At 69.9% G+C, this 14,355-nt stretch carries 9 protein-coding genes; all 9 read right to left on the reverse strand.

Annotation, left to right across the window (positions count from 1 at the left end):
- Window positions 1–15: 15 nt before the first annotated feature.
- Window positions 16–2,706 carry a hypothetical protein gene (locus KY469_15930; protein MBW3664590.1) on the reverse strand — a complete coding sequence of 897 codons (2,691 nt, stop codon included), beginning with the start codon at window positions 2,704–2,706 and terminating at the stop codon, window positions 16–18.
- A gap of 1,206 nt (window positions 2,707–3,912) precedes the next feature.
- Window positions 3,913–4,320: a hypothetical protein gene (locus tag KY469_15935; protein ID MBW3664591.1), complete on the reverse strand. Its 408-nt coding sequence runs from the start codon at window positions 4,318–4,320 to the stop codon at window positions 3,913–3,915.
- A gap of 632 nt (window positions 4,321–4,952) precedes the next feature.
- Entirely contained in the window at window positions 4,953–5,723 is a 771-nt protein-coding gene (locus KY469_15940; GenBank protein MBW3664592.1) for a hypothetical protein, read from the reverse strand.
- Window positions 5,724–5,866: 143 nt separating this feature from the next.
- A complete protein-coding gene (locus tag KY469_15945) occupies window positions 5,867–6,496 on the reverse strand; it encodes a response regulator transcription factor (GenBank protein MBW3664593.1) in 630 nt (209 codons plus the stop codon).
- A gap of 202 nt (window positions 6,497–6,698) precedes the next feature.
- Window positions 6,699–7,328: a response regulator transcription factor gene (locus KY469_15950; protein ID MBW3664594.1), complete on the reverse strand. Its 630-nt coding sequence runs from the start codon at window positions 7,326–7,328 to the stop codon at window positions 6,699–6,701.
- 8 nt (window positions 7,329–7,336) lie between these two features.
- On the reverse strand, window positions 7,337–9,496 hold the full coding sequence (locus tag KY469_15955; GenBank protein ID MBW3664595.1) for a GAF domain-containing protein: 2,160 nt from the start codon (window positions 9,494–9,496) through the stop codon (window positions 7,337–7,339).
- Between the two features lie 99 nt (window positions 9,497–9,595).
- Window positions 9,596–10,195, reverse strand: coding sequence for a response regulator transcription factor (locus KY469_15960; GenBank protein MBW3664596.1), 600 nt, complete (start codon window positions 10,193–10,195; stop codon window positions 9,596–9,598).
- 81 nt (window positions 10,196–10,276) lie between these two features.
- Complete coding sequence (locus KY469_15965) at window positions 10,277–10,927, reverse strand: response regulator transcription factor (protein MBW3664597.1); 651 nt, start codon at window positions 10,925–10,927, stop codon at window positions 10,277–10,279.
- A 137-nt stretch (window positions 10,928–11,064) separates the two neighbouring features.
- The gene (locus KY469_15970; GenBank protein ID MBW3664598.1) at window positions 11,065–14,340 is read right to left on the reverse strand and encodes a cell wall-binding repeat-containing protein; all 3,276 of its coding nucleotides are present in this window, start codon (window positions 14,338–14,340) and stop codon (window positions 11,065–11,067) included.
- Window positions 14,341–14,355 lie beyond the last annotated feature (15 nt).

Raw genomic sequence — 14,355 nt, forward strand, 5'->3', positions numbered from 1 at the left:
GGTACGGGGCGTGGACTATGCGGCGAGGAGCCAGAGGACCAGCCTGCGGCGCCAGGCTCCTGCAACGGCGGCGCCGAACACCAGCGTCAGACCGCCGAAGGCCGCAGCCTCCTTCGGTTGACGCAGCAGGAGTCGGGCCGCGTCACCCGGCGACTGGATGATCTGCACGAGCGTCGTCGGCCCCTGGCTGCTCGGTGCGACGACCGGTGCGGCTGGTCCAGGTGCCTGCTGCACGGTCACGACCGGTTGCGTCGGCGGGAGTGCCTCCTCGAACACAACCGGCGGAGCCTGCTCCGAAGGAGCCTCCGGTTCCACCCCGGCCGCTGGCGGAGGCTGAGTCGGCGTTTCCGACGGCGCAGCCGCGCCCTCGTCGCCAGCCTCACCCATCGGACCGTTCACGAGGTTGGCCCGGGCGATCTGACCTTCTCCCAGGTCGAAGCCGACGTCGTCCGTGGGCTGGTACCCGGTCGGTGCGGAGGCCTGATGGATCACGTAGGCGCCGGGCGGCACGGTCAAGAGGGTGGTGGAGCCATGGCCAAGTTCGTCGGGCGGGACGATCGCGTCGACGACCTCCGGCGCCGAGGCCTCCGGCACGAACACGCATCGTCCCTGCGCATCGGTCGTGCACGTGGCCACGCGCACATCGCCTGCGCTCCTGGCGTGGTCACCGTCGTCGGCGTGGATCTCGAGGACACCGCCGGGGAGTGGGTCACCATCGGTGTCACTGAGGTTGACGGCGATGCCGGTCAGCGCGAGCTTCCCGTTCACGACGTCGACGCGACCAACACCTCCCGAGGGAACCGTCACCGGGACGGGATCCTCGGTAGGCACGTACCCAGCGGGAGCCGCGACCTGCGTGACCACGTAGCTCCCTGCTGGTATCGAGCTGAACTCGCAGGCCCCCGCCGTCGTGGTGCAGGTCCGCGGCGGGAGGAGCGACTCCTCGATCCCGATGGCGCCATCGCCCTCGAGGTCGGTGTTTACGTTGAAGACGCCGCCGTCCAGCGGAAGCCCCTCAGGGTCGGAGAGGTGGATGGATAGCGAGGCGGACTCCTGCGCGCACTCACCGTCGATGATCTCCAGCAGGCAGATGATCCCGTACGTGACAGACGTCTCGACGCCTGCGAACTGGTAGATCTGCCGCTGACGACCACGACGGCCGTCCCCGACACGCACCACCTCCAGGGCGGGAACGGTGGGGAGGTCGTCGTTCTTGAGCGTTTGGTCGGCGAACTTCTCAGTGTCCGGCTTCTGGATGGCAGCCTCGAATCCATCGTCGGCTCCGGCCGCCTGTTCGGCACTGGGGCGTCGGACAGTCACGGTGAAGCCACGTCCGAGAGCGGCCTGCATGGCCGCCACCATGCGCTCCTGGTTCTCTTCGGTTTCGCACTGCTCGCACGTGAACGTCTCCCCAGTTGGTCCTGTCACTGTGACCCCGCTGAACGTGACCTCGAAGCACGAACCAGCTGATCGCCTTCTGTCGCAGTTCGGATCGTCAAGAAGACCCACGGGTTGGCTACGGCCAGTCGCCCACGATTCGGCCTGGGCCTTCACCGCGTCGATCCGTGCAACGCCCTGGTCGCCGATGAGTTCGACGCCTCTCGCGACCGATGTGATGCGGGCGACGACCCCACCGTCTGGCAAACGCTCCACTCGGAATACCGATGACGCCTCGGCAACACTGGCGGCATCGGCTTCCTCGGGGCCGCGCAGGGCGGCTTGACTCCACCCGTTCACCGAGGCGGCACCACACGAGACCTCCGCCGCGAAGCCTCGCAGGATCTCATCCCCCTGCTTGTCGGTAGTGCGATCTGGTGCCGAGCACGTAGCGGTCGCGAACTGTTGGTCCCATTGGACCGTGGGGGCCAGTTCGTCCGGTCGGTCCCGCACCCCGAGCTTGCTCAATTCCGCGCCGACATCGACTGCGCGCTGGCACTGCATGCCCGGCCGCGCGAGGAGGTCCTTCGTCGCGTCGTCGGCCCAAGCACTGGTTGCATCGGCTGTGGCCGTACCCAGGTCATCCAGTACCGGCGGGTTACTGGGCACGAGGGAACCGCTGAGACCGAGTACGAGCTCCCGATCGAACGCCGTGCACGGCGTTGTGGCGTCAACTCCAGCATTGCGGAGACTTTCTTGAGTCGTCTCTAGCCAGAACGTCTGGTCGACGGCCCCTTCGTTCACGGCTCCGCCGATTCCTCGCACCAGGATTGATCTGAATCCGTAGCCACGCGCCGTGCCGGTGTAGACAATATCCGTGGCGCCGGGTAACTCCGGCACGTCGTGAGTACGCAGCGTTGCCAGTGAGCCGCTGGACTCAGTTGCCTTGAATTCGAGACCGTCATCCTGAAAGACGAGCCAGTGGGGCGCCCACCGTGTACTCGGGGGCGCCTGCGCACCTGGTCTGATGAAGACGCGCGCCGGCCTCCCGTCCATGGCAGGGTCGATATGTATTGGCATGGTGTTGCTCGCGAACGCCTCCCCGGCGAACGCGGTCAAGCGCACACCCTGGTCCACCTTCTGGCTGCGGCCGTCGCTGACCAGCAGGCCGCCAGGCTCGGGCGGACGCGCCCCTTCATGCTGGGCGCGGCGTGGAGCCAACGTGTAGACGAATCCCGTGGAGGGGTCGATCCCCCCGGTGGTCTCGACCTCGTTGTAGCGGCCGATACCTAGCTGACCGAGGTAGTTGGAGGCGTGGCCGTCGAACACCCACCACGACACGCCAGAGGTTCGGGCACTCTGGAGGTGGATCCGCTCGGCAGATGGGTCAGCGAGGACGCGGATGACCTGGAGCGGCCCCGGGAAGCGGTCCTGACGTATGGTAGGGCTCTCCGCGTCAGGGGACTCGTCCAGCACGATCCGGACGACCCATGCGGTCCCGCCCGCTCCGAAGCAGCTCACGTAGACGAACGGCCGGTTTGCATCGGGGGCGCGGAAGACCGCGTAGGCGTCTCCCATGCTCGTACATGCCTCAAGGCGGACGATCCAGTCGTGCTCGCCTGAGGCCGCGTCGATCTGAACCGCCCAAACGAGGTTCGCCCGCTCAGGGTTGGGGCCGCGGTTGTCCTGGATCACCATGTGGAGCTTGCCGGTGTCCTTGGGGCTCCGGGGCGCTGAGTACGCCATGGCCTGCAGGTCCGGAGAGACGATAACGCCATCCGTGCCGGCAGGCTGGAACGGCAGGCGATCGACTGTCTCTAGCGTCGCCGCATCGAGGACATAGAAGCCTCCGAGAGGCCCGATACCCTGCGTCACTCCGGCTGTCCGGTAAGGCACGAACAACCGCCCGCCTGCCTCGTCGACCACAACGCTGTCGAAGTCCGCTGGCGCCTCCCTCTCACTGGGGTCGTCCCGGCCGAGGGGTTCGAACGTGTCGAGATCGAAGACGAGCAGCCCGTCGCCGCCGGCCGCGGCGTCGGCGCGCTGATATGCCCTCCGTCCCGTGACCCAGAGCGCGAGGTCTGACGCGTCCGTTGCACCCGCCAGGAGCGGCAAGCGCTCGTCCAGGAGTCGGATCCTTTCGGAGCCGGGACTGCCACCCTCTGGCGGTTCGCCGACCTCCTGGCCGCTCGCAGGCACGGTGAAGACGAACATCAGCGCGACCAGGACCAACACCACGCTGCTGCCCATGGCCCGAGACGCGACGTGGTGCGATGCGCCGGTGCGACTCCTGCGCTTACGTTCACCCATCGATCAAATCCTCGGCCCTAGCCGGTTCTCTGCGGCGGCACACTTTCCACCCTCACTAACTAGTACGTACGAGAACGGCTATTGGTTACGCGGGATGCTGAGCTGTCCGGTGCCTTTGTCCCGCCAGAGGTCCGTACTGGAGAAGGTCTTGGGGGCCGGGCGCATGGCCCGGCCCCCAAGAAGGGCTACCTCACGCTCCCGCCTGGGGAGCGAGCATTGCTCGCGTCAGACCGCTGCCGCGACCCCACGAACGTTGAAGACACCAGCTGTCCCAGCAGCACAATCGGCTGCTAGACCCGCGCCGAACGCCTGTACCAGCGCGACCAGGGTGCCGTTGCCATCCGCAGTCGCGTCGGCCGGGTTGTCTTGCCAGTGCGCGGTCACCGGCAGGATGCTGCCGGCGCTGGCGAGCCAGCCGATGCCCTCGAGGATGTGGTCGTTGCCGGCCCCGTCCGTGTACCCAGTGTTGTCGAGGGCGAGGTTGCCGTGGCCAGCGTAGCCCTGCGAGAAGCCACACCACGGTCCGAGGTTCTCACCACCCGGGGACGCAACGGCCCCCAGCTTCCCTTCGGCCGAGATCACGCAGTCAGCGGGACCCGCGCCATCGCCGTTGCCGCCCACGATCTCGGCCAAGTCCTTGCAAACGTCCGTGCTAGCGTTGACGTCCGGATTGCCCGGGATGAACGCGCTGTTCCCAAGCGGAGTCCCGCAGGGGTTCTGGCCCACGCACTCGAGCCCGCCACCGGTGGGGGCCCCAGCGGCGAACGCCCAGTCGGACGGGCCGGCAGGGGTGGGCAGCCCTGGCAGGCCGATCGTTGGACCACCGACCACGGCGTCGCCCTGGAAGACCAGGACGTGGCGAAGCTCATCCCCGCTGTGTGCGCCGGCTGGCAGGGCACCTGCGACCATCAAACCTGCGACCAGGCCAGCGGCTGATGCAACTCGAATCTTCGTTTTCATGTTCGTTGGCTCCTCAGCTTGCGGGGTATCGTTCGGGTTCAGTTAGCGAGGCACCTACCTATCGGCAACGTCATCCCCGCGCCATGACGTGCTGGTCCAGTAGCCCGCAAGCGGGACATTCGCACAACCGCTTCATGCTGCGCGTCACCCGACCGGGGGAGATTGACTCGCGGGAGGGGGGAATAGCTCACCCACCGATCCGAGCATCCATCAACGTCAGGTCCCGATGCTGTGCAAGATCCGCCTAACAGACAGACGGTGAACGGCATCCCCCCGCGACAACTGACGGCGCTGAAGTGGGTCGCTCAGCTCGTCTCGAGCGGCGTGAAGTCCGACAAGGAAGGAGGCTCGATGTTGAATACCATGCCGGAGGGCACCTCGGCGGTGTCGTAGACGAACATCGTCTCGTCGCCCGTCCTGAGCGGAGCGATGTGCAACCGGATTGTGTGCTCCGCATCCGCATCGATGTCTGCCCCCTGCGCGAGCATGGTCGGATAGACGCCAATGAAGGCGAACCGCACAGTGGGAACCTCACCGGTAGCGGCGTCCACGGTGACCTTCGTCCCGTTGCCGCCGGTCGTCTCGAAGTACGGGTTGCCGTCGATCGTCAACTGGAGGACGGTATCGAAGTCGGGCAGCAACGTCTGGAGCGCCTGCCGGTTCGGTGAGACGAAATGCAACGTGACCGCGAGGTTGTCGATCGGGCCTGTGAAGGTTCCTTCGAACGTGGGGCCACCGGCAGGGTGGAACTTCGTGCCCGCCTGGGGTGGAAGGTTGTGCAGGATATTGAGGCCGACGTATCCTGCACCACCGTCGGGAGCAGCGGCTGGTGCGTCGGTGGACCAGGTCGGCAGTTCTTCGACGAGCGCGCCCGCGTTGCCAAACCTCGCAACAGGCTCATCCGTCTCAGGCGCGTGGAACCACGTGTCGACCCTGCACACCACGACATCGTCCTCGTGATCGTCAGGATCCCTAGCATCGATAACGCGGCAGTCGTCGGGTACATGCGCGGCGACGAGCGGAACGAAGAGCGCTGGCGCTGTGACCAGCGCGGTGATGAACCTGTAGGTCTTCATGGTTTCTCCCACATGTACGTGGCGGCACCGCCGCCCCCTCATCTAGTAGTACGGATGAGCAGGCCAGATGGTTACGCGCAGATGACAGATCCGTGCTCGAACGCTGCCCGCCCCGACCGTCCCCAACGACAACCGAGGTGATCTCACGCCAGGCCGCGCTTCTTCGCCTCGGCGGCGAGCTTGGCGCGGCCACGGATGTCGAGCTTGGTCATGATCGCGCGGACGTGGCTCTTGACGGTCTCGGTGCCGAGTCCGAGCTGCTCGGCGATCTGACGGTTGGTCATGCCGCGCGCCAGGTGCTCGAGGACGCGCATCTGCTGCAGCGTCAGGCCGTGGGGGCCCTTGGCGCGCTTGCCCTTCGTGGCGAGCTCGACGAGCTTGCGCGCGAGCAGCGGGTCCACGTAGGTCCCGCCGCCGGCGGTGGCGTGGACGGCGTGGCGCAACAGGCTCGGGGACGATTGCTTGACCACGAAACCCTTCGCCCCGGCCCCGAACGCGGCCAGCATGATGGGCTCGGTGTCGTACTCGCTCAGCACCACGACCCGGGCCGTGGGCTGCGCCTCGCGGATCTTGATGATGGCCTGCGCCCCGCTGATCCCCGGAAGGTGGAACTCCACGAGCACGACCTCGGGATGCTTGCGGCGGATGTCGAGCATCGCCGACTCGACGTTCTCGGCCCGCCCGACCACGTGGATCCGGGGATCCATGGTGAGCAGCTTGACGGTGCCGTCGCGCTCGACGCTGTGGGCGACTATGACCACCACGTTGGTCACGTCTTCCCTCCGCGCTGGCCAGCGCACCCGCGCGGGGCGCGCGCGTGCGAGCGCGCCCCGCCCCCGTCCGCGGACGCGGGTACGCACTCCACCCCCCGTGTACGCGGACGCCGACCCGGCGGCTTCCACCGTCCGGGGGGCCGACGCCGACGACCCGGGTGAGGTACTCCCCCGTCGATGACCGGCAGCGCTCACGCCCACCTCACACCAGCCCCTTGCGACGGATCACGTCGACGGCTTCCTTGCGGTCGGACACCTCGAGCTTGCGCAGGGCCTTGCGCAGGTGGCTCTTGACGGTCTCCTCGGCGATGCCGAGCTGGAGCCCGATCTGGGCGTTGGTCGCCCCGGACGGCAGGTACTCCAGGACGCGCCGCTCCTGCGACGACAGGCCGAACGGGCCGCGGGTGCGCCGCCCCGCCATCGCATGCGACACCAGCCGCCCCGCGATCTTGGGGTCGATGAACGTCCCGCCGGCGGCGACGCACCGGACCGCCTCGCGCATGACGGCCGGCTCGGACTCCTTGACGAGGAAGCCGTGCGCACCGGCGGTGAAGGCCTCCGTGACGGTGGCATCACGGGGGAAACTGGTGAGCACCACGACGCGGCAGCGGCCGTCGCGCTCGCGGAACGACCGGCACGCGTCGATGCCGCTGATGCCCGGCAGGCGGTAGTCGATGACGACCACGTCCGGCTTCTCGACCGCGAGTGCCGACATCGCGTGCTCCGCCGTGTCGTGCTCGCCGACGATCTCGAAGTCGGGCTCGTCCGACAGGACCGTCACCAACCCCTCACGCACGATGGGGTGGTCGTCGATCACCACGATGCGGACCACGGCCACTCCTAACGCAGCTCGCGCGGCACGACCGCCTCGACCAGCACGCCACCGGCCTCGACGTTGGCGATGCTCAGCCGGCCACCGACCTCGTCGATGGCGCGGCGCATGCTGGCCGTGCCGACACCGGTGGGCGGTTCCACCGATCCGGGCAAGCCGACGCCGTCGTCGCGCACCCGCAGCGAGACGTCGGCCCTGCCGAAGGTCAGCACGACCTCGACCGAGCCAGCGCGGGCGTGACGCCAGGCGTTGGTGAGCGCCTCGTGCGCGATGCGGTACAGGGCGCGCTCGATCCGGGGCGCGAGCCGGACGGGAGAGCCCGCGATGTCGAAGTCGACCTGGATGCCGCTGTCGGCCTCCAGGGAATCGACACGGTCCCGGAGCGCCACGGCCAGGCCGCGCTGCGATGCGGGCATGAACGTCAGCGCCCGGATGGCCTGGTCGATCTCCCACTTGCCACGGTCGGCGAGGTCGACCAACCGCGTGAACCGCTCCACGAACCGGGACCCGTCCGGGAGCTGCTCGCGGTCACGGCGGGTCATCAGCCCGAGCGCGACGAACAACTGTCCCACCGAGTCGTGCAGGTCGGCCGCGATGCGTTCGCGCTCGTCGGCGACGGCCTGCTCGAGGGCGGCCTCCTCGAGGGCGCTGCGCAGCGCCCAGCGGTTCGTCACCTCGGCCACACCCCGCGCCAGCGCTTCCACGAACGAGCGGTCCTCGTCCTCGACGTCGGCCGGGCGCACGCGCAGGGCGCCCACGAGGCGGCGACCGAGGCGCATCGGCACGACGAGGGTGTCGTCGCTCTGAGGCACGGCCTGTGCGCCTCCCACAGCCGCGCGCTCGGCGCGGGTCATCGTGGCTCCACGGAGGAGCTGCGCCAGCGCCTTGTCGCGGAAGCTCAAGCTCACGACCTCGACGCCGTAGCCGTGCAGCAGCCGGTTGAGCTCGGCGACGAGGCTGTCGGCACTGGCGCCCTCGGCGAGGTTGGTGCTCAGCGCGTAGAGGATCTCGATGCGTCGGACCTGCCGCGACAGCCGCTCGAGGAGGCCGGTGCGGTCCATCGCGGCTGCGGCGATGGCGGCCAGGGCGGTGGCGGCCTCGCGCGCCTCGGCGCCCAGGTCGGCGCGGTGATCGAACCCGAGCACGATGGCGCCCCGGACGCGTTGCTCCACCACGAGCGGGATCAGCAGGTAGCGGCTCGGGCGCTCCTCGCCCTCCAGGCTCTGCTCCGCGAGATCGTCGAAGTAGGGGTCGTTGTCGAACTCCAACGGCTCGACCCGCCTGGTCCACGCCGTCGTCACAGTCTCGACCACCTGGGGCGTCACTCGCGTCACCGGGTACGGCCCCTCGCTGGAACGGGTCCCACGGGTCGCGACGGGCGTGATGCGGGTGTAGTTGTCGTCGAACAGGCCCACGCCGCACACCCGCGCCCCGAGCAGGTCGGCGTAGGCGTCCACGAGCGTCTCGGCGATCTCGGCGACGCCAAGGTGCGACGCCAGTGCGCCTGCCCCGCGCGCGAGCGCCTCCTGCACCGCCGCCCGGCGGCGCGTGGCCTCGTAGAGGCGGGCGTTGCGCACCGCCATCCCCGCGTAGGTGCCGATCGACGACAGCAGCTCGAGCTCGCCTGGCGCGAAGTCGTGGGTGTGCTGGTAGTCGATCGCCATGACCCCGCAGGGTGCGGCCCGGTCGGCTAGCGGGATCAGCGCCAGCGATTGCACCGTGAACCGGTCGATCCACTCGCGCGGGATGAGCGATGACTGCGAGGCGTCCGCGATCGCCACGGGGTCGCCCTCGAGGAGGTGGCCCCACAGTGCCGCCACGCGCTCGAGGTCGATCGGCCCCATGTCCTGGAAGGCGGCCCACAGGTCCTCGTCGGGAACGGTGCCGATGGCGACCGTTGGCTCGAGCGTCCCGTCCTCGATCAGGAACAGGCTGCACCGGGCCGCGTCGGTGGCCTCGAGGGCCATCCCGGCCAGGTTGTGCAGGACCTCGCGCAGCTCCAGGGTCGAGTTGAGGGTCAGCGCGACCCTGTGGAGCAGGTCCCCGCCGGGGGCCGTGACCGGTGCGATCACGCCCGACTGATCCGGTTCGCCCGGACCGGCGGCCCTGATCCGCTGCTCGGCGGCGCTCAGGTCGATGACCGTCCCCTCGGCGTGTTCAACCGGCATCGCGGCTCCTCTCCCGATCCCTCGCTCCCGAGAACCCCTCACCTAGTAGTACGGATGAGCACCCCCGCGCATTACGCGGGATCTGGAAATAGCCGCGGCTCAGATGAGCGCGTTCAGGGCCGCGTGGTGCACGGCGGCCGCGCGGGTGTCGACCTGGAGCTTGCGCATGGCGTGGTGCAGGTGGGTCTTGACCGTGTGCTCGGAGATGCGCAGCTGCTCGGCGACGTCACGGTTGGACAGCCCGGCGGCGACCACGCGGAGCACGTCGCGCTCGCGCCGTGTCAGCGTCCGGTCGCGGTCGACCACCTCGACGACGGGCGCCGTCGCTGGCCCCAGGGCCAGGTGGGCACGGCCGGTCGCCGCCTCGCGCACGGCGGTGAGCAGCTCCGCCGCCGGCGTCTCCCTCGCCACGACGGCGGCGACGCCGTCCCGGAGCGCCTCCTGGTAGCCGTGCAGGCCCGACGACGACACGTACAGGACCACCGCCGCCGCGGACCACCCGAGCCGGATCGGGGCGAGGTCGATGCTGGCGACGTCGTTGCCGGATGCCACGACCACGTCGGGATCCGGTCCGTGCACCACGATGTCGACAACTTGGCCGCCTGCGCCCACGACAGTGATGCCCGCGGCCTCGGCGAGGCAGGCGACGATCCCCGCCCGCATCAGCGACTGGCCGTCCACGACCGCAACCCGGATCATCCTGCGCCCTCCCGCAAAGGCTCCCTCTACCTGTACATACGGACGAGGGGGGCTCGGAGTTACGCCGAGTTCCGGATCTGCCTATCCGAGCCCGTCGCGGCGGACGATCTCGGCGCCCTCGACGCGGTCGCGCGCCCCGATCTTGCTCAGCGCGTTGGCGAGGTGGGTCTTGACGGTCTCGTGCGAGATGCCGAGTCGCTCGCCGATCTCGCGGTTCGTGAGGTCGTCGGCGAGCAACCCGAGCACTCGGATCTCCTGCACCGTCAGGCCGTGGGGACCTCGGGCCCGGCTCCCGCGCGCCGCCAGGGTCACCAGCCGTCCCGCGAGCCCCGGGTCGATGAAGGTCCCGCCCGTGCCCGCAGCCAGGACGGCGTGGTAGACGACGCTGGGATGGGAGTGCTGGGCCACGTAGCCGGCCGCTCCCGCGCGCAGGAACGCCAGCATCCGGGCGTCGGAGGGGTCGCCGGAGAGCACGACCGTGCGCACGTCCTGGTGGTCTCGTGCCACCGAGCGCACGAAGCCGAGCACGTCGCCGCCCGGGAGCTGCTCGTCGACGAGCACGACGTCCAGATCGCCTGTCTCGACGTGTCCGCGGGCGTCATCGAGTGTGGTCACGTCCGCGACCACGTCGATCGTGGCCGGGTCGTCGTCGGGGACCGCGGCGTCGGCGAACAGGGCCAGGAGGCCCTGCCGGAGCATGGGGTGCGCCTCGGCGAGGAGCAGACGGATCACGAGCGGAGGTCCGAGCGGTGGCTGGCCGCCAGGCTCCCTCAGGCCCCGTCGTGAGCGGTACCCCCGTCATCCGGGGGAACGATGGCCCGCTACACAGGTGAACTCTCCCCTGGACGATCGGTGAGATCGTCGGTCGTTCAGCCGGACGTCAGCGCGTCCCGGAGCTGGGAGAGCACCGCGTCCGTCACCGCCGCTGGGCCGCCGACGACCACGCCGCCGCCGAACCGTGCCCGGTTCGTGGACAGCAGGTCGCGCACGGCGGCCGCCCCCCCGAGATCGTCGGGCGGCAGCAGCACGACGAGCGCACCGAGCCGGGCGGCCAGAGCGCCCGCCGCGAGCCCGTCGGGGAAGTTGCGGCCGGTGGCGAAGACCACCGGGACACGATCGCCGGCATGGCGGCTGAGAGCCTCGGTGGCGACCGCTGCCGACGTGCCCCAGCGGTCATCGCCCGCGAGGCGCACCACCTCGTAGCCGAGCGTCTCGAGCTGCGCGGCGACGTTGGGCGAGATCGCGGCGGTGCCGCCGAGCAGGTATACGCGCGTCGCGTCGAGGGTCTCCAGCGCGTCCATCGTGGCTCGCGTCAGGCTCTCCCCGTGGGTGAGCAGCGTCGGCAGTCCGTCGGGGCTCGCCGCCAGCGCCCCGGCGGCGAGGGCATCGGGCCAGGCGCGGTCCTCGACCTCGTGGATGCCGAGCGCGATCTGCACCTCGCCTCCAGGCGACGCCCCGACCGCGGCAGCGACGAGGGCGGCGGTCTCGAAGCGGTCGTCACCGGCGAGCCGACGCACCTCGTGGCCGGCATCGACCACGGCGTCCTCGACCGCCTGCGACACCGCTTCGGTGCCGCCCATCACCCACACGCGGCCGGCCCCCAGCCGGGCCAGCTCGGCGGCGACCTCGTCGGGCAGGGCCTCGCGGTCGGTCAGCAGCAGCGGGGCGCCCAGCTTCGCGGCGAGCGCGCCGGCCGCGAGCGCGTCGGGGTAGTTCCACGCGGTCGCCAGGACCGCGTCGGTCGCCGTGGCCCAGTGGTCGCGTGACACCGCGACCGCGGTGGTGATGCGGGCGTCGCCCCAGGTGCGCACGACCTCGCCCACCGGCGGGGGCGTGCCGCCGCCGCCTCCATCACCGTCGGTCGGGTCCGGCGGGTTGTCGATCGTGGCCTTCCCGACCGCGTCCTTGCCGAGGCGCGCGAAGTCCGGGTCGGACAGCGCGACCTCGAAGGTCTGGTCGGCGCCGGTCTTGTCGGGGTCACCGACGACCTCGATCTCGATCGTCCCCGTCTTCGTCCCAGGCGGGATCGTCAGCGTGCCCGACCGCTTCACGTAGTCCTCGCCGGCCTTCGCGGTCCCGTCCACGGTGGTGAAGCGCACCTTGACGGTGTCGGTGGTCGCCTTGGACAGCGTGACCGGGAAGCGCGCGTCGGTCGTGCCGCTCGCGGGGCGGTCGACGGTCACGTCGCCGATGGTCAGCGTGGGCCCGACGTCGTTGAGGATGGTCGCCGTCACCGAGGTGTCCGCCGTGCGGGCGAACTGCGCCGGGTCGAGCTCGAGGGTGAACTTGCGTGTCGGGGCGGGATTGGTGCCGCCAGCGACGTCGACCGTGATGGTGCCCGTCTTGGCGCCGCGCGGGATGCGCAGGGTGCCCTCGATGTGGGTGTAGTGGGTGCCCGCCTTGGCGCTGCCGTCGACGGTGCGGTAGCCGACCAGGACGTCGCATCCGGACTCCTCGTGGAACTTGTCGTCGCAGGTCGACGCCTCCGACAGCTTCACCTGGAACTCCGCCTTCAGCACGCCCCCCTCGTTGCGCTTGACGGTCACGTCGTCGACCGTCAGGTCGCCTCCGTCGTCGTTGAGCAGGGTGCCGACACCGCGCGCTCGCATGATCGTCGGACCCGGGAACCCGGGCGTGGTCGCGGTGAGGTCGAGGTGGAAGTACTCGTGGAACCCGGCGTAGTCGTCGCCGATGACGTCGACGGTCACGGCGGCAGACGTGTCGCCCGCCGGGATCGTGACCGCCGCGTCGGCGTCCGTGACCGGGACGTAATCGACCGTCGCGGTGGCGCTGCCGTCCGCGGTGGTGTAGCCGACCTCGACATCGGTGTCGACCGCCTCCGACAGCGACACGGTGAACTCGAACGGCGTGGTCGTGCCCGCGGCGCCTTCGGGCGCGGTCACGTCGTCGACGGTGATGACGATCCCCTCGTCGTTGCGGATCGTGACGTTGCCCTCGGCGTCCTCGGGGTCGAGGGCTGCGCCGTCCTCGCCATCGGCGAGGGCCAGGTCGACGATGAACACCTCGTTGTCCTCGTGGTCGTCGTCGCCGATGACCTCGACCTCGACGGTGGTCGTGCGGGACAGGGGCGGCACGGCCGCGGCGGCGCCGGCCGCGATCGGGGTGTAGTCGTCCTGGCTCACCTTGGCGGCGTTGGCTCCGGTGCCGTCACGGGTGGAGTAGGTGAACGACACCGGGTCGGTGCTGAGCTGGGACAGCGCGACCGTCACCAGCGCGGTGGTGGTCTGGCCCTCGTCGCCCTCGATGACGTCGGCGTCGAGGATGGACAGGTCGGGCGGGTCGTCGCGCTCCCCGATGAGCCCGATGGCGACGTCGAGCGGATCCTCGCCGTCGAGCTTCCACACGCCGTTGGCGAGTCCCGACAGCGCGACCGTGAACTCCTCGGTGTCCCCGCCCTCGTAGATGGCATCGCCGAGGATCGGGACCTCGATCTCGAACTCGGTGGCATCCTCGCCCTCCGCGGGCGGGGCGAGCGTTGCGGTGCCCTCGACGTGCTCGTAGTCCTCCCCCGGTTCCGCGCCCCCATCGACGGGGACGGTCGCGTAGGTGACGACGACGTCCTCCTGGAACTGGGTCGAGCCGCCTCGATCGGTCGCGATGATCGTGAACCGTGCGATCCTCGGATCCGCATCGGCGGCGGGCTCGGTGACCGGCTCGGAGGGCCCCTCGATCCGGACCTCGGGGCCGTCGTCGTTGACGATGACGGCGACGCCGGTGTGGTCCGCGATGACGACGCCGGGGGTGGCGCTCGAGATGCGGACGATGAAGTCCTCGTCGGCCTCCTGGACGTGGTCGCCGTGCACGGGAACGGCGACCTCCTGCGTCCCCGGCTCGGTGAAGGTCAGCTCCTGGAGCGTGTCGGTGAAGTCGGAAACGACCGAGGCTGAGCCCGCGAACGTCCTCGCGCTGACGACGACGTCCTCCGTGACCGTCCCGGTGAGGGTCACGTCGAACGTGAACTCCTTGCTCCCGCTGTTGCCCTCGGTCGGATCGGCGATGGTGGTGTCGCTCACGGTCAGCGTCGGGGGGTCGTCGGCGGCAGCGGGCGAGGCCGAGCCGACGAGGGCGCCGGAGAGCAACGCGGCGGCCGTGAGAGCGGCGGCGTAACGGGGTCGGGAGGTCAACGGGTTCTCCTCGAG

It is taken from the genome of Actinomycetota bacterium (assembly GCA_019347575.1).
GTDB lineage: Bacteria > Actinomycetota > Nitriliruptoria > Nitriliruptorales > Nitriliruptoraceae > JAHWKY01.